The 21,985-nt window shown below is 60.7% G+C and carries 19 protein-coding genes and 1 tRNA gene; 13 read left to right on the top strand and 7 right to left on the bottom strand.

Going from position 1 to position 21,985, the window contains the following annotated elements; translation table 11 throughout:
- Positions 1–86: 86 nt before the first annotated feature.
- The 3 genes from AC0NIL_RS25330 to AC0NIL_RS25320 form a co-directional block, all read right to left on the bottom strand.
- Positions 87–2,177, bottom strand: a complete 2,091-nt coding sequence (locus tag AC0NIL_RS25330) for an O-antigen ligase family protein (RefSeq protein ID WP_473572705.1) — start codon at positions 2,175–2,177, stop codon at positions 87–89.
- Between the two features lie 221 nt (positions 2,178–2,398).
- Positions 2,399–2,473 (bottom strand) — tRNA-Gln (locus tag AC0NIL_RS25325).
- A 127-nt stretch (positions 2,474–2,600) separates the two neighbouring features.
- Positions 2,601–2,945, bottom strand: a complete 345-nt coding sequence (locus AC0NIL_RS25320) for a VOC family protein (protein WP_013532745.1) — start codon at positions 2,943–2,945, stop codon at positions 2,601–2,603.
- Positions 2,946–3,167: 222 nt separating this feature from the next.
- Here AC0NIL_RS25320 and ppdK point away from each other — a divergent pair, with 222 nt between their 5' ends.
- The 3 genes from ppdK (at position 3,168) to AC0NIL_RS25305 (ending at position 7,977) form a co-directional block, all read left to right on the top strand.
- The gene (ppdK, locus tag AC0NIL_RS25315) at positions 3,168–5,846 is read left to right on the top strand and encodes a pyruvate, phosphate dikinase (protein ID WP_473572704.1); all 2,679 of its coding nucleotides are present in this window, start codon (positions 3,168–3,170) and stop codon (positions 5,844–5,846) included.
- Positions 5,847–5,964: 118 nt separating this feature from the next.
- Positions 5,965–7,068 carry a glycosyltransferase family 9 protein gene (locus tag AC0NIL_RS25310; protein ID WP_473572703.1) on the top strand — a complete coding sequence of 368 codons (1,104 nt, stop codon included), beginning with the start codon at positions 5,965–5,967 and terminating at the stop codon, positions 7,066–7,068.
- A gap of 168 nt (positions 7,069–7,236) precedes the next feature.
- Positions 7,237–7,977, top strand: coding sequence for a polysaccharide deacetylase family protein (locus tag AC0NIL_RS25305; protein ID WP_013532742.1), 741 nt, complete (start codon positions 7,237–7,239; stop codon positions 7,975–7,977).
- A gap of 35 nt (positions 7,978–8,012) precedes the next feature.
- On the opposite strand, the gene AC0NIL_RS25300 is transcribed toward AC0NIL_RS25305, so the two are convergent.
- Both AC0NIL_RS25300 and AC0NIL_RS25295 read right to left on the bottom strand, forming a co-directional pair.
- Positions 8,013–8,402: a DUF427 domain-containing protein gene (locus AC0NIL_RS25300; RefSeq protein ID WP_013532741.1), complete on the bottom strand. Its 390-nt coding sequence runs from the start codon at positions 8,400–8,402 to the stop codon at positions 8,013–8,015.
- 147 nt (positions 8,403–8,549) lie between these two features.
- A complete protein-coding gene (locus AC0NIL_RS25295; protein ID WP_013532740.1) occupies positions 8,550–8,906 on the bottom strand; it encodes a hypothetical protein in 357 nt (118 codons plus the stop codon).
- 182 nt (positions 8,907–9,088) lie between these two features.
- On the opposite strand from AC0NIL_RS25295, the gene AC0NIL_RS25290 reads away from it, so the two are divergent.
- Positions 9,089–10,717, top strand: a complete 1,629-nt coding sequence (locus tag AC0NIL_RS25290; protein WP_063167687.1) for a fatty-acid--CoA ligase — start codon at positions 9,089–9,091, stop codon at positions 10,715–10,717.
- A gap of 80 nt (positions 10,718–10,797) precedes the next feature.
- On the top strand, positions 10,798–11,583 hold the full coding sequence (locus AC0NIL_RS25285; protein WP_024503644.1) for a DUF1499 domain-containing protein: 786 nt from the start codon (positions 10,798–10,800) through the stop codon (positions 11,581–11,583).
- 31 nt (positions 11,584–11,614) lie between these two features.
- On the opposite strand, the gene AC0NIL_RS25280 is transcribed toward AC0NIL_RS25285, so the two are convergent.
- Positions 11,615–12,523: an MBL fold metallo-hydrolase gene (locus AC0NIL_RS25280; protein ID WP_473572702.1), complete on the bottom strand. Its 909-nt coding sequence runs from the start codon at positions 12,521–12,523 to the stop codon at positions 11,615–11,617.
- A 117-nt stretch (positions 12,524–12,640) separates the two neighbouring features.
- On the opposite strand from AC0NIL_RS25280, the gene AC0NIL_RS25275 reads away from it, so the two are divergent.
- A complete protein-coding gene (locus AC0NIL_RS25275) occupies positions 12,641–13,231 on the top strand; it encodes a biotin transporter BioY (RefSeq protein WP_027164125.1) in 591 nt (196 codons plus the stop codon).
- Between the two features lie 92 nt (positions 13,232–13,323).
- Here the strand turns inward: AC0NIL_RS25275 and AC0NIL_RS25270 are convergent, their stop codons facing one another.
- Entirely contained in the window at positions 13,324–13,836 is a 513-nt protein-coding gene (locus tag AC0NIL_RS25270; RefSeq protein ID WP_473572701.1) for a Fic family protein, read from the bottom strand.
- Positions 13,837–14,446: 610 nt separating this feature from the next.
- Here AC0NIL_RS25270 and AC0NIL_RS25265 point away from each other — a divergent pair.
- From AC0NIL_RS25265 to AC0NIL_RS25235, 7 genes are all read left to right on the top strand, one after another.
- Positions 14,447–15,724: a sugar transferase gene (locus AC0NIL_RS25265; protein ID WP_245458898.1), complete on the top strand. Its 1,278-nt coding sequence runs from the start codon at positions 14,447–14,449 to the stop codon at positions 15,722–15,724.
- Positions 15,725–15,767: 43 nt separating this feature from the next.
- The gene (locus AC0NIL_RS25260; RefSeq protein ID WP_127365517.1) at positions 15,768–17,042 is read left to right on the top strand and encodes a nucleotide sugar dehydrogenase; all 1,275 of its coding nucleotides are present in this window, start codon (positions 15,768–15,770) and stop codon (positions 17,040–17,042) included.
- Positions 17,042–18,067: an NAD-dependent epimerase gene (locus tag AC0NIL_RS25255; protein WP_473572700.1), complete on the top strand. Its 1,026-nt coding sequence runs from the start codon at positions 17,042–17,044 to the stop codon at positions 18,065–18,067. The genes AC0NIL_RS25260 and AC0NIL_RS25255 overlap by 1 nt, the downstream gene beginning before the upstream one ends.
- 97 nt (positions 18,068–18,164) lie before the next feature.
- Positions 18,165–18,995: a glycosyltransferase family 2 protein gene (locus tag AC0NIL_RS25250; RefSeq protein WP_473572699.1), complete on the top strand. Its 831-nt coding sequence runs from the start codon at positions 18,165–18,167 to the stop codon at positions 18,993–18,995.
- A complete protein-coding gene (locus AC0NIL_RS25245) occupies positions 18,992–20,260 on the top strand; it encodes an MATE family efflux transporter (RefSeq protein ID WP_473572698.1) in 1,269 nt (422 codons plus the stop codon). Before AC0NIL_RS25250 ends, AC0NIL_RS25245 begins: the two co-directional genes overlap by 4 nt.
- Positions 20,253–21,029, top strand: coding sequence for a class I SAM-dependent methyltransferase (locus AC0NIL_RS25240; protein WP_032899285.1), 777 nt, complete (start codon positions 20,253–20,255; stop codon positions 21,027–21,029). The genes AC0NIL_RS25245 and AC0NIL_RS25240 overlap by 8 nt, the downstream gene beginning before the upstream one ends.
- Positions 21,030–21,034: 5 nt before the next feature.
- The gene (locus AC0NIL_RS25235; protein ID WP_473572697.1) at positions 21,035–21,844 is read left to right on the top strand and encodes a class I SAM-dependent methyltransferase; all 810 of its coding nucleotides are present in this window, start codon (positions 21,035–21,037) and stop codon (positions 21,842–21,844) included.
- The last annotated feature ends 141 nt before the right edge of the window (positions 21,845–21,985 follow it).

Raw genomic sequence — 21,985 nt, 5'->3', positions numbered from 1 at the left:
TTTCCCGATTATCGGGAAATTGAGCGGGGCCTCAAAGGTGCATTGGCCGCAACCGGCTGATCAGATACGTGCTGCGCCGGCAGGCCCTAAAAATAGGTTCGCGGCGCGACAAGGTTCTTCTGCTGGCGAACATAAAAACAATAGAAGCCGAACGCCGCGGCAAACCACATGAAGGCCTCACCCATGGCCAGCCGGTTGTTGGAATTGGTAAGGATGCTGAGGGCGAAGAAAACCAGTGTGGAGATGTAGCAGGACCATGCGGCCGGAGCGACAAGCTTGGCTCGCATGGCCAGCAGAACCTGCCTGGCCGACCAGGTGTAGAGAAAGGCAAAGAACGCCAGTCCGACCAGACCATAGCGCACGGCAATTTCCAGATAACCATTGTGGAAGACGTTTAAGATCATGGGATGATAGGTTCTGTTCTCCCACTCGGTCAGCCAGCTGGAACTGGCTCCGAAGATCGGGTGGCGTTTCCAGATATCGATCGCATCCGCCCACAGCATCAGCCTTTCCTTGGCTGCAAGCGGAACCGCATCGCTCGCGATGGCGCGGTCGAATGCGGGAAGGACGCCATGCCTGAACACATCCGGAACCAGGGTTTTGACGAAGGTCATGGTGTCGCCGGCGGTGGACGAGAAGATGTTGTGTGTTGCGACAATGCCGGCCGCCACGATCGCCAGCACGCCACCCGAAACCAACAGTTCGCGGCGATGGCCTCTCGCCAGGGTCATGACCGTCAACAGGAGCAGCGCAAGCGCAAGCGCAAGCCACACGCCCTTTGACCGCATCTCGATGATATTGACGACGGCAAGCAGCAGGACGGCTGTCGACAGCGCCCAATAAAGGTTCTTGGTTGCTTTCCCGAGGTCCGTTCTCTGGGCCGTGTAAGCCATGAATTGCAGCGTGCAGAGGAAGATGAAACCGGCCGCCACCGACGCGTGGATGGGATTGTTGAAAAGCCACGGGGCCGGTTGGATATCCTGAAACATGTTCGAACAGGCGGTGTCCGCCGCCAGAAAGACAAGACTGAGGATCATGAACCAGAGGACCAGCCGTGCGGGCTGCCTGACAAACAGCAGAAAGGCGAATCCGGTCGTCGCATAGAACAGCGGAAACATGTAAATGCCTTCGGCGCCACCCAACTGTTGGGTGCCGAAATAGACGATCGCCAGTCGTATGAAGACATAGAGCGACCAGCCCAGACACAGGAAGCCGACCCAACCGATCAGTGGTTTGCTGTAGGTCCACAGATCCACCCTGAACCAGCGGATGACCGCGACCAGGGCCAGCGCCAGGCCCGCATAGCGGTAGGTGTCTGCCTCACGCCACACCGCGGAAACCATGGCGAGAATGGCGAGTGCCGCAAGCAACAGAAGCAAGATGTGGCGCGGCGCGTTGTCCTTGGCATAGTCCAGGGTATCTCGCGGCAAAGGGGGCCGCAGCAGGACGTGATGCAGGCGGCGCAGCTCGTCACTGGCCCGCAACACCCCGGCACGTAGCCGGCTCGGCCCGCCCAACCTTGCGGATTTGTAGCTTCCCGAGGGACCGGCTATGCCGGAGATCTCGCTGCTGGCGGCGAAGCCAAGCACGTTTTGGCGGGCGGAATAGACCTTCAGGCCGGTATCCCAAAAGCGTTCGAGCGCGACGTCCCATGGCATTTTCATGACGGCGAGCGCCGACAACAGACCCTGCGCGCCCTCCCGCGTCACCAGATAGGCGGCGGCCGAGCCTTGCGGGCCATGCAGCGCACGACCGATCTCGTCGCCTTCCGCCGTCTCGACGGCGCGCATGAAGAAGCTGATGCGATGGTTGATCAGTTTGATGACGTCGAAATCCGGCACCGCCGCGATGATGGCCTCGATGCGCCGCATGGTGTCTTCTCTGAAGAGGACGTCGTCCTCGACGATCAGGCCATGGGCGCTGCCACCGGCCACGAACGTTTCCAGCGCCTGGATATGGCTGCGGTAACAGGCATATTCGCCGGAAAGGATGTCGCGCCCGCTCAGCTTGCGTGCGGCTGGCAGATCGATCTCCGTCCAGGCCTCTTTGGCAAGCGCACGGCCGTCGACGGCGGCAATGCGCTGCAAGGTCAGGCCTGCCGCTTCGGCGCTTGCGAGCAATTCGCTCCAGCGCTGGGTCTCGCGATCGAGGTTGATGGCGAAGATAGGAAGGTTCATTGAAGTTCCATGTTGAGCCGCCACCCACCCGGCCGACCTATGTATGGAAAGAAGGAGATGTTCAAGGCGACACTGTCCAGATCATGTGCAAGACCTGAATTTGCCGCGATGGCTTTGGCTCATCTGAATTTATGACACAATCGAACTGTTAGCCGATCGGCTTCATGGAAGATCGCAAAGGTACTCTCGGTCCTAAGTGTCCGGAACGGACCTGAGCGGGATGGCTGGGGCGCCAGGATTCGAACCTGGGAATGTCGGTACCAAAAACCGATGCCTTACCACTTGGCGACGCCCCAATTGCCGTCAGAGTCGCTTGTGCGGCGCGTTATTAGCAGAGCAGCCAAAAAGCACAATGCCCCATGAATGGTGGTGAGAACGCCTGTTTGGGCAGCAAAAGCAACGCCGCCAGACGGCACGAGCTGGCTATTCGGACCACACCGCCATCTCGTTGCCGGCCGGATCGGCAAAGTGGAAACGGCGGCCGCCAGGGAACGCGAAGATCGGTTTGACGACCGTGCCGCCGGCGTTTTCGACAGCCTCGAGGGTCGCCTCCAGATCCCTGCTGTAGAGCACCGGCAGCGGCTTTGATGGCGCTTCGGCGGCGTCGGCCTGAAAACCCCCGTCCAGGCCTTCGGCAAAGGCCGAATAGGTCGGCCCATAGTCAGTGAACGACCAGGCAAAGGCGGAACTGTAGAAGGCCTTCAGCCGGTCCAGCGTCCCGCCCGTAGCCGGCATTTCCAGATAGTCGAGTTTTCCGGACAGTTTCATAGCCATCTCTTTGTTCACTGTATGTTCTACTCCAGAATCCCCGGCATAGCAAGTCTTTTTGCCGCATCCTGAGGCACGGCTTTGCTTAATCGATTGTAGTGGCCGGGCGGCTTTGCCGACGCCTTGCCTTTCGCACTGCAGCATCATATCGCTCCAAGGGCGGACCGGCGGAACTTTCCGTTTCGCCAATCTTTCCAATCTCCTGCAACCGGAGAGCGATGCATGACCAAATGGGTTTTCACCTTTGGCGATGGTGCGGCGGAGGGCCGTGCCAGCGACAAGAATCTCCTGGGCGGCAAAGGCGCCAACCTGGCCGAGATGTGCAGCCTGGGGCTGCCGGTGCCGCCGGGCTTCACCATCACCACGGAGGTCTGCAACGCCTACTACGCCAACGGCCGTATTTATCCGGCCGGGTTGGAAGACGATGTCGCGGTCGCGCTCGATCACATCGGCCGGCTGACCGGTCGTCGGTTCGGCGACCCGTCGAAACTGCTGCTGGTGTCGGTGCGTTCCGGCGCTCGCGCCTCGATGCCCGGCATGATGGACACCGTCCTCAATCTCGGCCTGAACGACGAGACGGTCGAGGCGCTGGCCGCCGATTCCGGCGATGCGCGCTTTGCCTATGACAGCTACCGCCGCTTCATCCAGATGTATTCCGATGTCGTCATGGGTCTCGACCACGAAGTGTTCGAGGAAATCCTGGAGGACCAGAAGGGCGGTCTCGGGCACGAGCTCGACACCGAACTGACGGCGCTCGAATGGCAGGGCGTCATCGCGCTCTACAAGGCCAAAGTCGAGGAAGAGCTTGGCAGGCCGTTTCCGCAGGATCCGCATGAGCAGCTCTGGGGCGCGATATCAGCCGTGTTCTCGAGCTGGATGAACAACCGCGCCATCACCTATCGCCGCCTGCACGATATTCCCGAAAGCTGGGGCACGGCGGTCAACGTCCAGGCCATGGTGTTCGGCAATATGGGCGAAACCTCGGCCACCGGCGTTGCCTTCACGCGCAACCCGTCGACCGGCGAAAAGATGCTCTATGGCGAGTTCCTGGTGAACGCGCAGGGCGAGGACGTCGTTGCCGGCATCCGCACGCCGCAGAACATCACCGAAGCGGCGCGTATCGCAGCAGGCTCGGACAAGCCGTCGCTGCAGAAGCTGATGCCTGACGCGTTCCAGTCCTTCGTCACCATCTCCGATAGTCTGGAGAAGCACTACCGCGACATGCAGGATCTCGAATTCACCATCGAGCGCGGCAAATTGTGGATGCTGCAGACCCGCTCCGGCAAGCGCACCGCCAAGGCGGCGCTGAAAATTGCCGTCGAGATGGCGCGCGACAGGCTGATCACGAAAGAGGAAGCCGTTGCCCGTATCGACCCGGCCTCGCTCGACCAGTTGCTGCATCCCACCATCGACCCCAAGGCCGCGCGCGACGTCATCGGCATCGGACTGCCGGCCTCGCCCGGTGCCGCTACCGGCGAGATCGTCTTTTCCTCAGCTGACGCCGAGGACTTGAAGACACAAGGGCGCAAGGCGATCCTGGTGCGCATCGAAACCAGTCCCGAAGACATCCACGGCATGCATGCGGCGGAAGGCATCCTGACCACGCGCGGCGGCATGACCAGCCACGCCGCGGTGGTGGCGCGCGGCATGGGCAAGCCTTGCGTCTCGGGTGCCGGCTCGCTGCGCGTCGACTACAGGGCCGGCACGCTGCTCTCGATGGGGCAGACCTTCCGCAAAGGCGACATCATCACCATCGATGGCGGCAACGGCCAGGTGCTGAAGGGCGCGGTTGCCATGCTGCAGCCTGAACTGTCAGGCGATTTTGCCGCCATCATGGAATGGGCGGACGCGGTGCGGCGCATGAAGGTGCGCACCAATGCCGAAACACCGCTCGATGCGCGCATGGCGCGCTCCTTCGGCGCCGAAGGCATCGGGCTTTGCCGCACGGAGCACATGTTCTTCGACGGCGACCGCATCGTCGCCATGCGCGAGATGATCCTGGCCGACACCGAAAAGGACCGGCGCGCCGCACTCGCCAAGCTTCTGCCCATGCAGCGCTCGGATTTCCTCGAACTGTTCGAGATCATGGCCGGCCTGCCGGTGACGATCCGACTGCTCGATCCGCCGCTGCACGAATTCCTGCCCAAGACCGAGGCTGAAATCGCCGAGGTCGCCGCCGCCATGAACGTGTCGCCCGACAAGCTCAGGCAGCGCACCGAGGCGCTGCACGAGTTCAACCCGATGCTCGGCCATCGTGGCTGCCGCCTGGCCGTCTCCTACCCCGAGATCGCCGAGATGCAGGCACGGGCCATTTTCGAGGCGGCCGTGGAGGCCGGCAGGAAGGCCGGCGCCCTGGTGGTCCCCGAGATCATGGTGCCGCTCGTCGGCCTGGTGAAGGAGCTCGATTACGTCAAGGCGCGCATCGATGCGGTTGCCAAGAGCGTCATGGAGGAAACCGGCGTCAAGATCGACTATCTCACTGGCACGATGATCGAGCTTCCCCGCGCCGCCATCCGCGCGCATGTCATTGCAGAATCAGCCGAATTCTTCTCCTTCGGCACCAACGACCTGACCCAGACGACCTTCGGCATTTCGCGCGACGATGCGGCCTCGTTCCTGGAAACCTACCGCCAGAAGGGCATTATCGATCAGGACCCGTTCGTCTCGCTCGACATCGAGGGCGTCGGCGAACTGGTGCGCATGGCCGCGCAAAAGGGCAAGGCGACGCGGCCCGACATCAAGCTCGGCATTTGCGGCGAACATGGCGGCGATCCGGCCTCGATCCGCTTTTGCGAAGAGGTCGGCCTCGACTACGTGTCCTGTTCGCCCTATCGCGTGCCGATCGCCAGGCTGGCGGCAGCGCAGGCAGCGGTGCTGGTTGCGAAAACAGGCCGCGGATAGGATCCATCCAGCTTACCGTTTTGTAAGACAATTCACGCGAACGTGCTGGCGGCGTCGCGTAATCTCGACATTGTTCCTGCCCAATTTGCGGCCATCCGCAAATTGCTCCCGGAAACAGATGCTGCAGATCTCTCCCGCGCCGCTCCGCTCGATCCTGGTCATTCAAACCAAGTTCATAGGAGATCTCGTCCTCGCCTCGGCGCTCGCCAAGAACCTGCGGCTCGAATTCCCCGGCGCCAGCATCGTCTTTCTGTGCGAGACCCGCTTCGAGAGCTTCGTGATCGCCCATGGTATCGCTTCCGAGGTGGTCGCATTCAGGCGCGACCGCATGCGCGGCACGCCCTTGGAGCGCGGGAAGGAGCTCTACGCCATGGTGCGGGCGTTGCGCCGCTTCCGCTTCGACCTGACCATCGACCTGACCGATTCGAAGACGTCGCGCATCCTCACCGGGCTCGTCCACGCAAAGACCCGTGTCGGATACAATCCCTCCGAAAGACCCTTGCGTATGCTGGAGCGGCAGCCCGCCAACGTCCTTGCCAAGCCCTACGGCTTTGATGGCCAGCATTTCCTGTACCGCTACCTCTCGCCGCTCGAAGCGCTCGGCATTGAACTTCGCACGGTGATTCCGAACCTTCAGCCGCTGCCATTGGAGACGGCGAAAGCATTGGCGCTGCTGGATAAGCACCATCTGCGGCCAAATGCCTTCATCGCCGTGCATGCGGGTGCAAGCTTCGAGGGGCGACGTTGGCAGCCGGAGCGGTTTGCAGCAGCGATCGTCGAGATTGCCGGCGAGACCGGCCTGGACGTCGTGCTGGTGGGCGGCCCGGACGAGCGCGAGATCGCCGAACGCATCGTCGCCAGGACCGCGCCGCCGGTCGTCAATCTCGTCGGTGACCTGTCGCTTGGAAGCCTGCTGGCGGTGCTGAAACAGGCCCGGCTGTTTCTCGGCAATGAGAGCGGCCCGATGCACATGGCGGCAGCCACTGGGACCCCGGTTGTCGGGCTGTTCGGTCTGACGGAGCCGTCGCGCTGGGGTCCTGTCGGCGTGCCCAGCATCTCGCTCCAGCCGCCGATGCCTTGCGCCTGCATGGCCGAGGACCTTTGCCGCGCGCCGGATCCCAGCAAGGCATGCTGCGTCTGGGGCCTGGAGGTCAAGCCTGTGGTCGACGCGGTGCGCGAGGTTCTTTCGCGCACCGAAATGCAGCTGGAATGCGTCATCTGAGATCATGGGTCGCATGCACGACTCTCGACGCGGTGGAATGACCCCTTCGCCACAGGCACGGTCACATTGTCGCGTGGAGCGCTTTTCTGCTATGCATCATCCTGATTTCCGCCTTCATGCGGGTCTTTGGGATGCCTGCTTGAAATGACGGGTCAGGAAATCGGTTTGATGCGCCTGCTGCAAAAAAATCTCTGGATGATCGCCATGTCGTTGGCGATGGCATCCGCCGGCCATGCCGCGCCGCTCGTCGAGCCGACGCTGCACATCAGGCCGCAGGCGAGCGGCGCCGGCCGTGTGGCACTCACGCTCGATGCCTGCGGCGGACAGACCGACAGCCGGATCCTTTCGGCGCTGGTGGACAACAAGATCCCCGCCACCATTTTCGTGACCGGCATCTGGCTGAAGCGGAACGCCGCCGCCGTCGAGATCATGCGGGCGCATCCCGATCTGTTCGAACTGGAAAATCACGGCGGTCACCACATCCCGGCGGTCGACACGCCGCGGAAAATCTACGGCATCCGCAGCGCCGGCAGCCCGGATGCGGTGCTGGCCGAGGTCGAATCGGGAGCCGCCGCTCTTGCCGGGACCGGCGAGCCGGCGCCGAAATGGTTTCGTGGCGCAACCGCCGAATACAGCCCGTCGGCAATCGCCATGATCCGCAAGCTTGGCTTCAAGGTCGCGGGATTCTCGATAAACGGCGACGGCGGCTCCTTGCTCGGCGCCAAGGAAACCGCGCGGCGCATCGCGGCGGCCAAGGACGGCGACGTCATTATCTCGCACATCAACCAGCCGACCCATGCGGCAGGCGAAGGCGTGGTGCAGGGGCTGCTGGCGCTCAAGGCCAAGGGCTTGACCTTTGTGCGGCTCGACGATGCCGAGGGCATCGGCAATAACGGCACCACGGAGTGAGTGGCCAGCCGAGCGTATCCCGCTTCGGCGTTGGCTCAGTCCGGTTTGGCTTCGATCGTGACCTTGCTGGCGTAGAATGCGCCGTGGTTGCCGATTTCAGCCATCTCGTCGAAAGGCCGTTCATAGGCCCACATGGCGTTCTGGCCGGTCTCGCCGGCAGGCAGCACGCTCCAATAGCTTGCATCGCCCTTGTAGGGGCAATGGGTCGAGTGGTCGGTGCGGCCAAGCTTGCCGAAATCGATGTCGGCGAACGGAATGTAGAAGGCCGCCGGATAGGGAGCTTCGGTCAGCACCTTGGCCTTCGCTGTTGAAGCGATGACCACGTCTCCGGCGCGCACGGTAACGGTGCCGGCATAGGGCTCGATGGTGATGATTTTGTCCGGGTTGCGTTGGAAACCGGGTGCGGGGTTGGCGATCTGATCCATGCGGCGGCTCTCCTTGCGTCGACTTTGAGATGTGTCGCGCAAACGCATTGTTCAAGGCCTGCCGTCGCCATGCAACACGCAAACACCTGCCCAGGCCGGCACTGCCGGATCGCGCCTCCGAATATCCTCGATACTTGTCGTCAGCTGTCAGGCAGCGGCCTTGAACACGTCCATGAGACCGGCATAGGCGGCAGCGATACCGGCGACCGGGTTGCTGCTTCTCGATACGGTCTCGACCTTCAGGGAACCACCGCCGGTCGGCAAGGTGAGCAGCAGGAACTGGCGGTTTCCGCCATCGCCGACTGACGCGGCTGCGACGTGCTGGTCCTCGCCCTGGTTCTGGACGCACATCTTGAACAGCAACGTGCCGCCGACCGCTTCCAGCGCGCCGCCGACAACTTCAACAAATTCATCTTCGGAAACAGTCTTTGTGTCCGGCACCAGATCGGCCAGACTTTCGGCAAGCGTACTCTCGAGAGCCTTGTCGTCGAGCTGCGCGTCCATGCGAACCTCTTTCAGTCGCCAATCGCACCCCTTTGCCCGTTAACGAAGCTTAACGCCGACGATGGCCGGATTGTGGCGGTTGTTCCCAATGCAGTGCTCGGCCGTATTGGCGGCTGGACAATCCGTCGGTTCGCTCCACAATGGGACAAAAAGCACAACGCAAAAGCGTGAGGGAGGACCGAATGCTGGGACTGATGCAGGAATGGCCGCTGCTTTGCCATAAGCTCATCGACAATGCCGAGCGGCAGCATGGCATGCGCGAGATCGTGTCACGGTCGATCGAGGGGCCGATCGTGCGCACCACCTACGCCGACATCCATCGTCGCGCCCTGAAGGTCGCCCAGCGGCTGGAGCGCGACGGCTATGGGTTGGGCGACCGCATCGCGACGCTGGCCTGGAACACCGCCCGCCACATCGAGGCCTGGTACGGCATCATGGGCATCGGCGCCATCTACCACACGCTCAATCCGCGGCTGTTTCCCGAGCAGATCGTCTGGATCATGAACCATGCCGAGGACAAGGCAGTCTTCGTCGACCTGACTTTCGTGCCGCTGCTCGAGAAGATCGCCGGCGCCGTCAAGTCGCTGAAACAGGTGATCGTGCTGACCGACAAGGCACACATGCCGCAGACGACGTTGCCCAATGTGGTCGCCTATGAAGAGTGGCTTGACGAGGCGGATGGCGACTTCGCCTGGAAGACCTTCGACGAAAGCACCGCCGCAGGCATGTGTTACACCTCCGGGACCACGGGCGATCCCAAGGGCGTCGTCTACAGCCACCGTTCGAACGTGCTGCACGCCATGATCGCCGCCATGCCCGACGCCATGGGGTTGTCGTCGCGCGACACGATCCTGCCTGTCGTGCCGATGTTTCACGCCAATGCCTGGGGCCTTGGCCAGAGCGGGCCGATGATCGGCGCCAAGCTGGTCATGCCCGGCTGCAAGATGGACGGCGCCTCGATCTATGAACTGCTCGATACCGAGAAGGTGACCTTCAGTGCGGCCGTGCCGACCGTCTGGATGATGCTGCTGCAGCATCTGGAGGAGACCGGCAAGAAGCTTCCCTATCTCAATAAGGTCGTCATCGGCGGCTCGTCCTGCCCGCGCGCGATCATGACGAAGTTTCAGCAGAACTACGATGTCCAGGTCATCCATGCCTGGGGCATGACCGAAATGTCGCCGCTCGGCACGCTGTGCACCCTGAAGCCGGACTATGCTGGTCTTGAGGGCGAAGCCCGGCTCGATGTCCAGCAGAAACAGGGCTATCCGCCGTTCGGGGTCGAAATGAAGGTGACCGACGACGACAACAATGCGCAACCCTGGGACGGCAAGACATTTGGCCGCCTGAAAGTGCGTGGGCCGGCCGTTGCCCGTGCCTATTATGGCGGCGCCGGCGTGGAGCAGTTCGACGGGGATGGCTGGTTCGATACCGGCGACGTCGCCCACATCGACGCGGGCGGCTATATGCAGATCACGGATCGCGCCAAGGACGTCATCAAGTCCGGCGGCGAATGGATTTCGACCATCGACCTCGAGAACCTGGCTGTCGGTCACCCCGATGTCGCCGAGGCGGCAGCCATCGGCGTCCACCATTCGAAATGGGGCGAACGGCCGCTGCTGGTCGTCGTCCGCAAACCGGGCAAGGAACCGAGCAAGGCCGATATTCTCGACTTCATGGACGGCAAGGTGGCCAAATGGTGGATGCCGGACGATGTCGCCTTCGTCGGTGAAATTCCGCACACCGCCACCGGCAAGATCCAGAAGATCACCTTGCGCCAGCAGTTCAAGGATTATCGCCTGCCGACGGATTGACGCGATGTCGCATGTTTCGGCTTCATGGCATCGCAAAAAGGTTCTAAGTCTCCGTTCGGGTTGGGGTGGTGCGGCAATCGATGGCAAGTATTCCTGAACGGCAAACGTCGAGGGCGGCCGGATGGTCGCGGCGCACGGCCGCTTTTTCGTTGGTGCTGCTGCTGACGGTCTTTGTCGGCCATCGCTTCGATCTCGTCGAAACACCTGTCTTTCTGTGGGTGCTCGGCATTGTCGCGCTGCTGGCGGCGATGGCGCTGTTGTTTGCCGGGTTTGCCTTTTCGCGGCTCTGGAATTTCGGCGACCGCGGCGGTCGCGACCTGACGGTCGGCGCGCTGCTGGCGCTGCTGGTGCTCGCACCCTACGGCGTCGCCGCCTACTGGGCGACGATCTATCCGCCGCTCAGGGATATCTCGACGGATTTCGACGAACCGCCGGCGCTGGACGTGAGCGACCGCACGAAGGATATGAACGTGCTTGCGCCGTCGACGCCTGGGGAACAGCGGCTGCAGACCGATAGCTATCCGCTGGTCAGCGCACGCAGCTACGACCTGCCGTTCGAGACTGTCGTCAATGCCGTCGAAACCGTACTCGACCGGCGCGACTGGGATCTATCGGAACCCTATCCTGATCTCGCCGGGCAAAGCGAGGTGACCATCACCGCCGTCGCCAAGGGCTTCGTGATCGGCCTTCCCGCTGATGTGGCGATCCGCGTGACGGACGATGGCGATACGGTCATCGTCGACATGCGGTCGGCGTCCCGCTACGGTCGCTACGACCTTGGCGACAATGCCGCGCGTATTGTCGATTTCCTTGCCGAGCTCGACCAGGAAGTCGCCGGTCAGGTTGGCGCCGCGCCGGCCGAGTGAGGCACGGGCACTTGGCAGTGGGCTGCGTTGCCTATCCGGCCGGCGTGAAAATGCCATCGATGGCCGGTGCGGCATCGGTCACAACCAGACCGCGCGCCGTCAGATCCTCGAGATGGGCAAGCACCGACAATCCGGCGGCGCCATGCAGCCGCGGATCGGTATCCCTGTAGATCGCCCTGACCATGTCGGGAATCGTCCGGTCGCCTTCTCTGACCCGCTCCAGGATGGCGCGCTCGCGCATCTTGCGGTGCGTCTTCAGCCCGCGCATGAAAGCGCGCGGTGCCGTCACCGGCCCGCCATGTCCGGGCAGCAGCAAGCGGTCTTCGCGTTCGATCAGCCGGTCCAGCGAGGCCATGTAATCGGCCATCGCTCCATCCGGCGGGGCGACGATGGAGGTTGCCCAGGCCATGACATGATCGGCCGAAAACAGGATGCCGGTTCCTTCCAGCGCGAATGCCGCATGATTGGCGGTGTGGCCCGGGGTCAGAACCGTCCTGATCGACCAGCCGTCGCCATCGACCGCCTCGCCGTCGGAAAGGGCGATGTCGGGAACGAAAGCCATGTCTGCACTGGCGTCGAGCGCATTGGTCTCGCCGATATGCAGGGCTCTTGCCGGCCGGTGCGGCCCCTCGGCCAGCACGATGGCGCCGGTGCGCTCTTTCAGCCGGGCCGCCAGCGGGGAGTGGTCGCGATGCGTATGGCTGACGAAGATATGGCTGACCGGCCGGCCTGCGATCACCTCGAGCAGGGTCCGCAGATGCGCCTCGTCATCCGGCCCCGGATCGATCACCGCCAGCGTATCGCGGCCAACAATGTAGCTGTTGGTGCCGTGAAAGGTGAAGGGGCTTGGATTGCGGGCCGTGATGCGCTGGACATCGGGGGCGACGCTCACCCCCTGGCCATAGAGGGGGTCGAAGCCGGTATCGAACTTCAGTGCCATGCATCGGTGCCTTGTTTCGGGAAACGGCAAAACCGATTGCCGCATAACACGCAAGCCAATATAGGAGGATGTGAGGCCGCGAACATCTGGTAGCGGCAATCGGATTGGGGAAATACCATGGCAATTGCAACTACGATGCGTCCGCTTGTTTCTCTGGCTCTGCCGCAAAGCGGCGCGGCGCGGCTGGCAACGCAGCTTTTCCTGGCCATCGCCGGAACGCTTGTGCTGACACTGTCGGCCAAGACCAAGGTGATGCTCGGGCCGGTCGACATTTCGATGCAGACGCTGGCCGTCCTCCTGATCGCCGCCGCCTTCGGCATGCGTCTCGGCGTCGCCACCCTGCTGCTCTACATGGCCGAGGGAGCCATGGGCTTCCCCGTCTTCCAGAGCACGCCTGAAAAGGGTCTCGGCATTGCCTACATGCTCGGCTCGACCGGCGGCTATCTCGCCGGCTTCGTGGTCATGGCGGCCATTGTCGGCTGGGCGGCGGATCGCGGCTGGGACCGCCATCCGATCAAGCTTTTCAACGCCATGCTGGTTGGCGAAGTCGTCATGATGGCGATGGGCTTTGCCTGGCTGGCGCTGCTCATCGGTCCGGAAAAGTCGTGGCAGTTCGGCGTCGTGCCGTTCATCGTCGGCGACCTGATCAAGGTGGCTCTCGCGGCAAGCCTGGTGCCGGCCGTCTGGACGCTGCTCAAGCGCGGCTGAAGCCCGAGCAGGCCAGCGGCTTGAGCAATCAAGCCTTGGCTGGCATGGGGTGATTGGCGGATTTCAGCGTGGCGTCTGCCAAGTAATCACACTTAGGTTTCTGGAAACAGCTTCGGAAACAGTGAATCCAATGCGTCGGCCGAAAAGCGTAGCGACACCGGACCTTTGGGTGTTTCCGACGCCAACAGACCGAGCGCGATCACCTCATTGAACACGCGACGCGCCGTGCGTTCGGGCAGTCCGCTAATGCGAGACGCTTCGCCGCGTTCAAATTCGCCGCGCATTAGCGCTTCCTCCAGGAGGCGGGCGGCTTCGGGTTTGAGGCCACTGCGCTCGACGTAGCGACGCAGCCGCTTCGCGAGCGTGTCGAGATCGAACAAGCCGGTCATAAAGTTCACCTGATCGATGCACACCTGCATGAACCATAGCGTAAAGTCGCCGAGTGCGCGCTCGGAGAGGTTGCCACGTCCGTCGAGATCACCCTGGCGGGGCATATCGGCATGATCCATCATGCGCTTGTAGTCCGTGCGGCTTTTCACGCCGCGCGCTAGACCGCGTGAGATCGACCACAGCCCGTGCGCGGCGATCCCAGCCTCATGGGCCATGGCGTGGCTCATCAAACGCCTGACGCGGCCATTGCCGTCGGGGAACGGGTGAATGTAGTTGAAACGGTTTCTTCCATGTCTGGCCGATCTTGGCTTCTGCTAAATACGTATAAAGATATATTTCGAATTTGCCCGGATATTTGGCCGATCTTATGGCCGATGATCGGTACCGTGCCGGCTTCCGCCGGCCATACGCATCTGACTAGGTTGCCGTCCCGACGACACCAACATACAGCTGCTTCGGAACGCAATATCTCCGCTCTCTAGATCGATCTGTCTCGGCTCCCAGGCGACTTGCCAAGGGGTTGATCGCCGAAGCGGTGCTGGAAATTACATCGCATTATTGGCCCTATCGTTCGGCGTTGGTGCGTTGCAGACGGTATCTTTTCAATCGCATCAAGCAATGCTGTTGATCAAAAGTTCCCGCACTGTTGATCCGAGAAATAGATGCTTGCTGGAGCAGCCGCGCTGTCGTAGCTCTTGGTCTCCGACTGTATATCGAATCGCCGGGGGGCGAGACGTCCGATTCGTTTTTGTGCGCGAGCAGGTCAGATCCACTATCGCGCTGGTCTGTCGCCGACACGGCAGCCTTGGGGAAGGGGGGAAGACATTGAATGTCGCAGCGTCGACTATCGTCGGAAGCCGGCACTTCCTGTTTAGGATTCGGTTTCAACTGCTTGGCGGACTGACATTCGCGGTTTTTGCGCCGGCGATTATCCGGATTGTCTTCAATCCTGAATTCATCTATTCGGCCAATCTTCAGGTAACAGTAGCCGCTGCGGTCATCGCTCACCTTGTGGGCTTCTTATCTTATCGCCGCATCGGAAATTTCCCGGGCGTGGCCGCCGCAAGTTACATCTTGCCGACATTTGCCCTGTCCTACGGGGCTGTTTTCCTGACCATCTTCTTTTTTCGGTTCGAGTACAGCCGGTTTCAGGCCGCCGCCAGTTTCACGCAGTCCACGCTCTGGTATTTCGGCCTGAGCCTGTTGACGCGGCGTCTCGATCCGTACCGGCTCGTCGTGATTCCCGGCGGAGATGTCGAGCGCCTCAAGACATTACCGGGTGTGCATTGGTTTTGGATCAAGTCGACCAGTACGATAATCGAAAGAGCCAGCGGCGTGGTCGTTGATCTGCGTGCCGATCTTGGCGCGGAGTGGGAACGATACATCGCGGATCGGGCCCTTTCGGGAACGCCCGTATACCACGTCAAGCAGGTCAGCGAGTCGCTGACCGGTCGGGTCGAGATCGAGCACCTGTCGGAAAACACGCTTGGTTCGCTCAATCCGAACCAGGCCTACCTCAAGATCAAGCAGGCGGTCGACTGGGTCTCGGCACTTGTCTTGACTATCGTTCTTTCCCCCGTTCTGGCGTTGATTGCGCTGCTGATCCGGCTGGATTCCGATGGTCCCGCGCTGTTTCGCCAGCAACGCATGGGCTACCGGGGCAAGATCTGCACGGTCTACAAGTTTCGCTCGATGCGCCAGCACTCTGGCGCCGGCAGCGACAAGGAGAGGGCGATCACCAGGCACGACGATGATCGCATCACCCGAGTCGGGCGTTTTCTGCGAAAATCCAGGATCGACGAACTGCCGCAGGTCATCAACATCCTGCGTGGCGAAATGAGTTGGATCGGACCGCGACCGGAAGCTGTCGTGCTGTCACAGTGGTACGAGGCTGAGTTGCCATTCTATCGCTACAGACATATCGTCAGGCCAGGCATAAGCGGGTGGGCACAAGTAAATCAGGGGCATGTGGCTGCTGTCGATGACGTTATGGAAAAATTGCACTATGATTTCTATTACATAAAGAACTTTTCGCCTTGGCTGGATGTTTTGATAACTCTCAAGACAATGAAAACGATGCTTACAGGCTTTGGTGCGAGATGACCAATGCGAAGCATGGCTCTGGAATAGCAAGCGCAGGAAGCAGATGGATCTCGCCTCCGGGAAAATAGCAATCATCGGGCTTGGCTATGTCGGTCTGCCGCTGGCGGTCGCCTTCGGCGTCACCAGGGATGTCGTCGGCTTCGACATCAACCAGCCGAGGGTGGACGCGCTGAAGCGTGGCGACGACCATACGCTGGAAGCCAGCAGCGATGAGATCAGTGCTGCGTCGCGGCTGACATTCACCACCGACAAGGCCGATCTGCGCGATTGCGGGATTTTCATCGTTACGGTTCCGACGCCGATCGACAGGGCCAACCGTCCGGATCTGAAACCGCTGATCATGGCCTCGACTTTGGTCGGTGAGGTCATCTCGCCAGGCGCGGTGGTGATCTTCGAATCAACGGTCTACCCCGGCTGCACGGAAGAGGTGTGCGCTCCGCTGATCGAGAAACATTCGGGCCTGCGCTACAATGAGGGGTTCTTCCTCGGCTACAGTCCCGAGCGCATCAACCCGGGCGACCGGGAGCATCGGTTGCAAACGATCGTCAAGGTCACCAGCGGCTCGACGCCGGAAGCGGCCAAAGGTATCGATGCGCTCTATGCCTCGATCGTGCCGGCAGGCACACACCGTACCTCGAGCATTGCGGTCGCCGAAGCGGCCAAGGTCATCGAGAACACTCAGCGCGACCTCAACATCGCGCTGATGAACGAGCTGTCGCTTATCTTCGGCAAGCTCGGCATCGACACCTCCGAAGTGCTGGAAGCCGCCGGCACCAAATGGAATTTCCTTCGCTTCACGCCTGGTCTGGTCGGCGGCCACTGCATCGGCGTCGATCCCTACTATCTCACCCACAAGGCCCAGGAACTCGGCTATCATCCGGAGGTGATTCTTGCCGGCCGCCGTATCAATGACGGCATGGGTCAGCATGCGGCGGATCAGACGGCCCGCCTGATGATGCGCAAGGGAATACCTGTCGTTGGCAGCCGGATTCTGGTGATGGGCGCGGCCTTCAAGGAAAATTGTCCGGACCTGAGGAATTCCAAGGTCGCCGATATCGTTGCCCAACTGAAGGAATACAATGCCGGCATCGACATATGGGACCCCTGGGTCGACGCGCAGGAATGCGCGCGTGCCTTCGGCGTAGCGAGCATGAAGGACATTCCCGACCAGCGCTATGACGGCGTTATCGTGGCCGTCGGCCACAGGCAGTTCCGCGCTCTGGGCGTCGACGGCCTGCAGGCTCTTTGCAAGACCCCCGGCGTCATTTACGACATCAAGGGTCTGTTTCCCAGGCATGTCACGGATGGGCGCTTCTGATGAAGGTTCTGGTCACCGGCGCGGCCGGCTTCATAGGGTATCACGTAGCCAAGCGGCTGCTGGAGCGCGGTGACGAGGTCGTCGGCATCGACAACGTCAACGACTACTACGATCCGGAAATCAAGGAGGCGAGACTGCGGCTCCTGGACGAAGCGAGCCGCAAGACCAATGCCGGCTACCATTTCATCCGCGGCAATCTCGCCGACAAGAGCGTGGTCGACGCCTGCTTTGCCGACCACGCATTCGACCGGGTGATCCATCTCGCCGCCCAGGCCGGGGTTCGCTACAGCCTGGAAAATCCGCATGCCTATGTCGAAAGCAACATCATCGCCTACACCAACATGCTGGAGGCCTGCCGCAACAGCGCCGTCGCGCACCTGACCTATGCCAGCACCTCGAGTGTCTACGGCGCCAACACCGACATGCCGTTTTCCGAGCATCGTCCGGCCGACCACCCGCTGCAGTTCTACGCCGCGACCAAGCGCGCCAACGAGCTGATGGCGCACAGCTACAGCCATCTGTTCGGGCTGCCGACGACCGGGCTTCGCTTCTTCACCGTCTATGGCCCCTGGGGACGCCCGGACATGGCGCTGTTCCTGTTCACCAAAAACATCCTTGCTGGCGAACCGATCAAACTGTTCAACCACGGCAACCACACGCGCGACTTCACCTATGTCGACGACATCGCCGAAGGCGTGATCCGTGCCAGCGACAGCCCGGCCACGGGCAATGCCGCCTGGGACTCCAGCCGTCCGGATCCGGCCACAAGCAGCGCCCCCTGGCGCATCTTCAACATCGGCAACAACAACCCGGTTAAGTTGACCGCCTATGTCGAGGCGCTGGAAAACGCGCTCGGCCGCAAAGCCATCGTCGAACTCTTGCCGCTGCAGCCCGGCGATGTGCCCGATACCTTCGCCGACACCTCGGCGCTGGAGCAGGCGGTCGGCTACCGCCCGACGACGACAGTGACCGAGGGCGTCGGGCGGTTCGTCGAGTGGTACAAGGCTTATTTCGGGCGGGGATAAGGCTCGGCGTTTCTCGGCTGATCCGCGCTGTTCCATGATCACGTAACCAGGAGCAGATGGAATCGACACGGCTCGCAAACAGGCAGTCTGCAATCCATTGCAGTCCAAGGCGCTATTGAGCGTCTGCATCCCCACGTTCAATCGGCGGGATCGCGTTGCCGCGCTGGTTCAGCAACTGCTACGTGCGGACTGCCCATTGCAGATATGCGTCCATGTCGACGGTTCGACCGACGGAACGAACGAAGCGCTTGCGAAAATCGCGTCTCGCGATTCCAGTTTGGTGGTCACCACTGGCCCGAATGACGGCAGAGGCCGCGCAATGTTTTCGGCGATTGCTTCCGCCACTGGCGACTATTGCATGGTCTTCGATGATGACGACGATCTCTTCGCCGATCGCTTGCCGGAAGTCTGTGAGCACCTTTCGCAGAGAGGTGTCGATGAGAAGATTGCGGGTTTTGTGTTCTCGATGGCTCTTGGCCACCCAGAGACGGCAGCAGAGCCGTTTCCGTTGGAGCGGACAAACCTGATAAAGATGCGGGCCGACGAACGGGTGGTCGGCGACAAGAAGGAGGTCATCAGAACTCCTTTGCTTAAACGGGTTGCCGTGCCCCCTGCGGGGCGGTTCCGCCGTGTTCCAACATCTCTTCTCTGGTCCAGATTGGCGATCGAATACGACGTTATCTGTGTCAATGTCGAGATTGGACGAAAACGATATTTGCCGGAGGGGATGACGGCAAGGATTCGGCTTCTTCAGCGACAAAATGCATACCCGATGTTGTTGCTGAACTTGATCTACATCAAGGCATTCTGGCTAGGACGATATCGGTCGGTTCGGTTCCTGGGTAAGGCGGTTCTTGCCTGTTTGAGCTTTGGTATCTTGAGTTTCCCGTTCTTGCTCAAGAGATCATTCGTGCGGGTGACTTCATGAAAGAAGCCAGCCTGTGGAAGTTGGTGGAAGCCATCGTAATACGAATTGTTCCTGGTCTTCTGAACATAGCGACATTGCTGTACATCGGAAGCCATCTGGAGACTGGACAGTACGGTATTTTCAGCACGACGATTGCGACAGTTTCATTTATTTCGACACTTGTTTTTGGAGTCGCGACCTATTCGATAATGCCGGTTTCCGCAAAAATGCATGCCGCGGGAATGGGTAGAGAGTACGTGTCGTCCATTTTGACCGTGCTTGCAGTTGTGGCGTTGTTTGTCGTCCTGGCTGGGCTGGCACTGACGTGGCTGGGATTTGGCAATGCCGTTGCCGCGACCATCATCATTTCTTTCGGCTTGCACACCGCACTTCAAGAGATTTTGAGGTCACAACTGCGTTTGTGGGCGTACGGTTGGTCGGCGATTGGCCAGGCCGTAGCATACCAGGCAGGAGCCATAATCCTGCTTGTCGGCGATGCGAAAGTAGGATCGGCTCTTGCCGCCTTTTCGCTCTCCTATTTCGTCGGAGCGCTGATTTCATTTGCCTTGCTGGGACCTAGGAATCTGAGACGACCTGGCTTTTCCTATCTTGCCGGGTCTCTGGTCACAGGCTGGGGATTTGTGTTGAGCAATCTGGCCGAGAGCGGCGTGTTTGTCGGCATTCGATACATTGTTTTGTTGCTTGGCTCCGAGACCCATCTCGGAGTCTTCTCGTTTTGTGTCGATCTTTCACAACGGTCTGTCGGCTTCTTCATGAATGCGGCCAGCTTCGTTTTCGTGCCAAGGGCGTTTCTCAGTGCCGCAAATGGAAACGTCAGGGAGTTTCGGCGCGGACTGTTGGAAGGAGCGGCCATCGCACTCATTTTTGCGGCTGCGGCTGCGGCCGGAATAGTTGGCCTGTTTTTCTCGGGCCATGCCTCCGGATGGCTGGGGAAGTCTTTTGATCCTGCGGTGTTCGGGATCGTTTCTTGTGCTGTTCTGGTCAACAGGACGAAAAAAGTGATCATCGACCCGTTTGCGCTTCGGTCGAACAAAGCGATGACGTTGACCTATTCCTACGCGATAGGGGCGTTGGCTTGCTGTTGTCTGGCGGCATTGGGCCTTTGGTGGCGGGTGCCGCTTGGCAGTGAAATGGCATTTTTGTTCGGATATGTCGTTGCCGCGGCCTGTTCCTTTTTCGCATTGAGGAATGTGATTGCAGACCAAGGGCCTGGTGCGAAACAGCGCACGGTTTTGATGGTCGGGCCGGATGCCAGAAATGAATGAGAAGAAAGCATTCTACGACGAGAAAAACAGGCGCATCGTCCATGTCGGCACGGTGGCCGATGACGACTATTGGGATTCTCACTGGGCCGACGGGATTGTCTTGAGGCCGGATCGCTTTGTCGTTGAAACCACCAAGCGATATCTGACCGGATCGGCCAAGGTCCTGGACGCTGGATGTGGCTTGGCCAATACGGTCCATGGCCTCCACCAGGCAGGCTTTTCCGCCTACGGGATCGACTTCGCGCAGAAGACCGTGGGGATGGTGAACCGTGCCGCGCCCCATTTGCAAGTGACCGTGGGGGATGTTCGAGCAACGGGCTTCGCGGACGAATTCTTCGATGGGGTGTGGTCCCTGGGGGTGATCGAGCACTTCTTCGACGGTTACGATGAGATCGCATTGGAGATGAGGCGCATCATCCGATCAGGAGGAGTTGCCTTCGTGACAGTGCCGAGCATTTCTCCTCTCCGACAGTTGAAGATCAGAATGGGTCTCTATCCCAGGTTTTCAGGTGAACAGGCCGGATTTTACCAGTTCGTTCTTGGGCCGTCTTCGATTGTTTCCAGTTTCGAACAGCACGGCTTCAAGCTTCTGGGATCCCAGCCAAGGGGAGGCTTCAAGGGGCTGAAGGACGAAACATTTTTCTCCAAGCCGATGCAGGCCTGGTACGACAGCAAGAATGGAATCCTGAGAGGTTTGCGTGCTGCCGCGGACCGGTTGCTCGGCCCATTTTCGCATCATACGCGGCTCTACGTCTTCCACAGGATATAGCGCGGATGTCAAATCCGAGTGGGCGCAGATCGCCAAACGAAACCGGTGGTGAAGCAGTATCGATATTGCGAAAGTTTGTTCGTGCGAATGTGGCTGTTTCCGAGTTCCTGGACAGAGCTCTGCCGCGACGCCTTCGCATCGACGGCAACCGGACCTTTGCGACGGAGATAGCACCTCCCTTACTTACCTCAAATGCACGGGTTTACGACCTTGGCGGGGGTGCCAGGCCGTTCGTCAGTCTTTCGGAGAAGCGGCGCCTGAGGCTTTTTGTCGTTGGGCTCGACCTCGACGCGGAAGAGTTGTCGAAAGCGCCGCGCGGAATATACGACGAGGAGATTGAAGCGGACCTTACCTCGTTTAGGGGGAGGGGCGATGCTGACGTCGTCATTTGCCAGGCAACGCTCGAACACGTCCGTGATGGCGAGGGTGCCTTGCGCGGCATTGCCAGTTGCGTGAAGCCGGGAGGCGTGGTTGCCATTTTCTCGCCCTCGCGCAACGCCGTTTTTGCCAGATTGAATCGGGTCCTGCCGGAGGGGATGAAACGACGGCTGCTTTTTGCGATCTATCCTGAAAAGGGCATGGGTCATGACGGGTTTCCGGCCTTCTACGACAAGTGCTTGCCCAGTGACGTCGAGACAATCGCAAAACGGAACGACCTGGAACTTGTCGAGCGCCGTCTGTTCTGGAAAAGCTCCTACTTCTATTTTTTCGTGCCGGCCTTTCTTGCCTGGCGCATCTGGTTAGGCGTTTCGGCCCTGCTTTTCCGCAAGGATGCCGCTGAAACCTACGCCTATGTCTTTCGGCGAAAACAGTGAGTTCCCGCGGCTCATGAAAAGGAAGCTCGCGCTGATCGCCATTCCGCTCGACAGAAGAGGCGGTGCCGAAACCATCTTGAAACTTGTTGCGCGCGCACTCGCGAGACGACCCGACTGGGACGTCGAAATCGGCTTCTTGGG

The organism is Mesorhizobium sp. WSM1343, assembly GCF_055901535.1.
Note: the sequence above shows the minus strand (reverse complement) of the source record. Positions and strands in the feature narration are given on the sequence as shown.

What these genes read in the sequence shown, in the direction of transcription:
- AC0NIL_RS25330 (WP_473572705.1), bottom strand. Translation starts at nt 2,177, where the DNA reads ATGAACCTTCCTATCTTCGCCATCAACCTCGATCGCGAGACCCAGCGC.
- AC0NIL_RS25320 (WP_013532745.1), bottom strand. Translation starts at nt 2,945, where the DNA reads ATGAAACTGTCCGGAAAACTCGACTATCTGGAAATGCCGGCTACGGGC.
- ppdK (WP_473572704.1), top strand. Translation starts at nt 3,168, where the DNA reads ATGACCAAATGGGTTTTCACCTTTGGCGATGGTGCGGCGGAGGGCCGT.
- AC0NIL_RS25310 (WP_473572703.1), top strand. Translation starts at nt 5,965, where the DNA reads ATGCTGCAGATCTCTCCCGCGCCGCTCCGCTCGATCCTGGTCATTCAA.
- AC0NIL_RS25305 (WP_013532742.1), top strand. Translation starts at nt 7,237, where the DNA reads ATGCGCCTGCTGCAAAAAAATCTCTGGATGATCGCCATGTCGTTGGCG.
- AC0NIL_RS25300 (WP_013532741.1), bottom strand. Translation starts at nt 8,402, where the DNA reads ATGGATCAGATCGCCAACCCCGCACCCGGTTTCCAACGCAACCCGGAC.
- AC0NIL_RS25295 (WP_013532740.1), bottom strand. Translation starts at nt 8,906, where the DNA reads ATGGACGCGCAGCTCGACGACAAGGCTCTCGAGAGTACGCTTGCCGAA.
- AC0NIL_RS25290 (WP_063167687.1), top strand. Translation starts at nt 9,089, where the DNA reads ATGCTGGGACTGATGCAGGAATGGCCGCTGCTTTGCCATAAGCTCATC.
- AC0NIL_RS25285 (WP_024503644.1), top strand. Translation starts at nt 10,798, where the DNA reads ATGGCAAGTATTCCTGAACGGCAAACGTCGAGGGCGGCCGGATGGTCG.
- AC0NIL_RS25280 (WP_473572702.1), bottom strand. Translation starts at nt 12,523, where the DNA reads ATGGCACTGAAGTTCGATACCGGCTTCGACCCCCTCTATGGCCAGGGG.
- AC0NIL_RS25275 (WP_027164125.1), top strand. Translation starts at nt 12,641, where the DNA reads ATGGCAATTGCAACTACGATGCGTCCGCTTGTTTCTCTGGCTCTGCCG.
- AC0NIL_RS25270 (WP_473572701.1), bottom strand. Translation starts at nt 13,836, where the DNA reads ATGGCCCATGAGGCTGGGATCGCCGCGCACGGGCTGTGGTCGATCTCA.
- AC0NIL_RS25260 (WP_127365517.1), top strand. Translation starts at nt 15,768, where the DNA reads ATGGATCTCGCCTCCGGGAAAATAGCAATCATCGGGCTTGGCTATGTC.
- AC0NIL_RS25255 (WP_473572700.1), top strand. Translation starts at nt 17,042, where the DNA reads ATGAAGGTTCTGGTCACCGGCGCGGCCGGCTTCATAGGGTATCACGTA.
- AC0NIL_RS25245 (WP_473572698.1), top strand. Translation starts at nt 18,992, where the DNA reads ATGAAAGAAGCCAGCCTGTGGAAGTTGGTGGAAGCCATCGTAATACGA.
- AC0NIL_RS25240 (WP_032899285.1), top strand. Translation starts at nt 20,253, where the DNA reads ATGAATGAGAAGAAAGCATTCTACGACGAGAAAAACAGGCGCATCGTC.
- AC0NIL_RS25235 (WP_473572697.1), top strand. Translation starts at nt 21,035, where the DNA reads ATGTCAAATCCGAGTGGGCGCAGATCGCCAAACGAAACCGGTGGTGAA.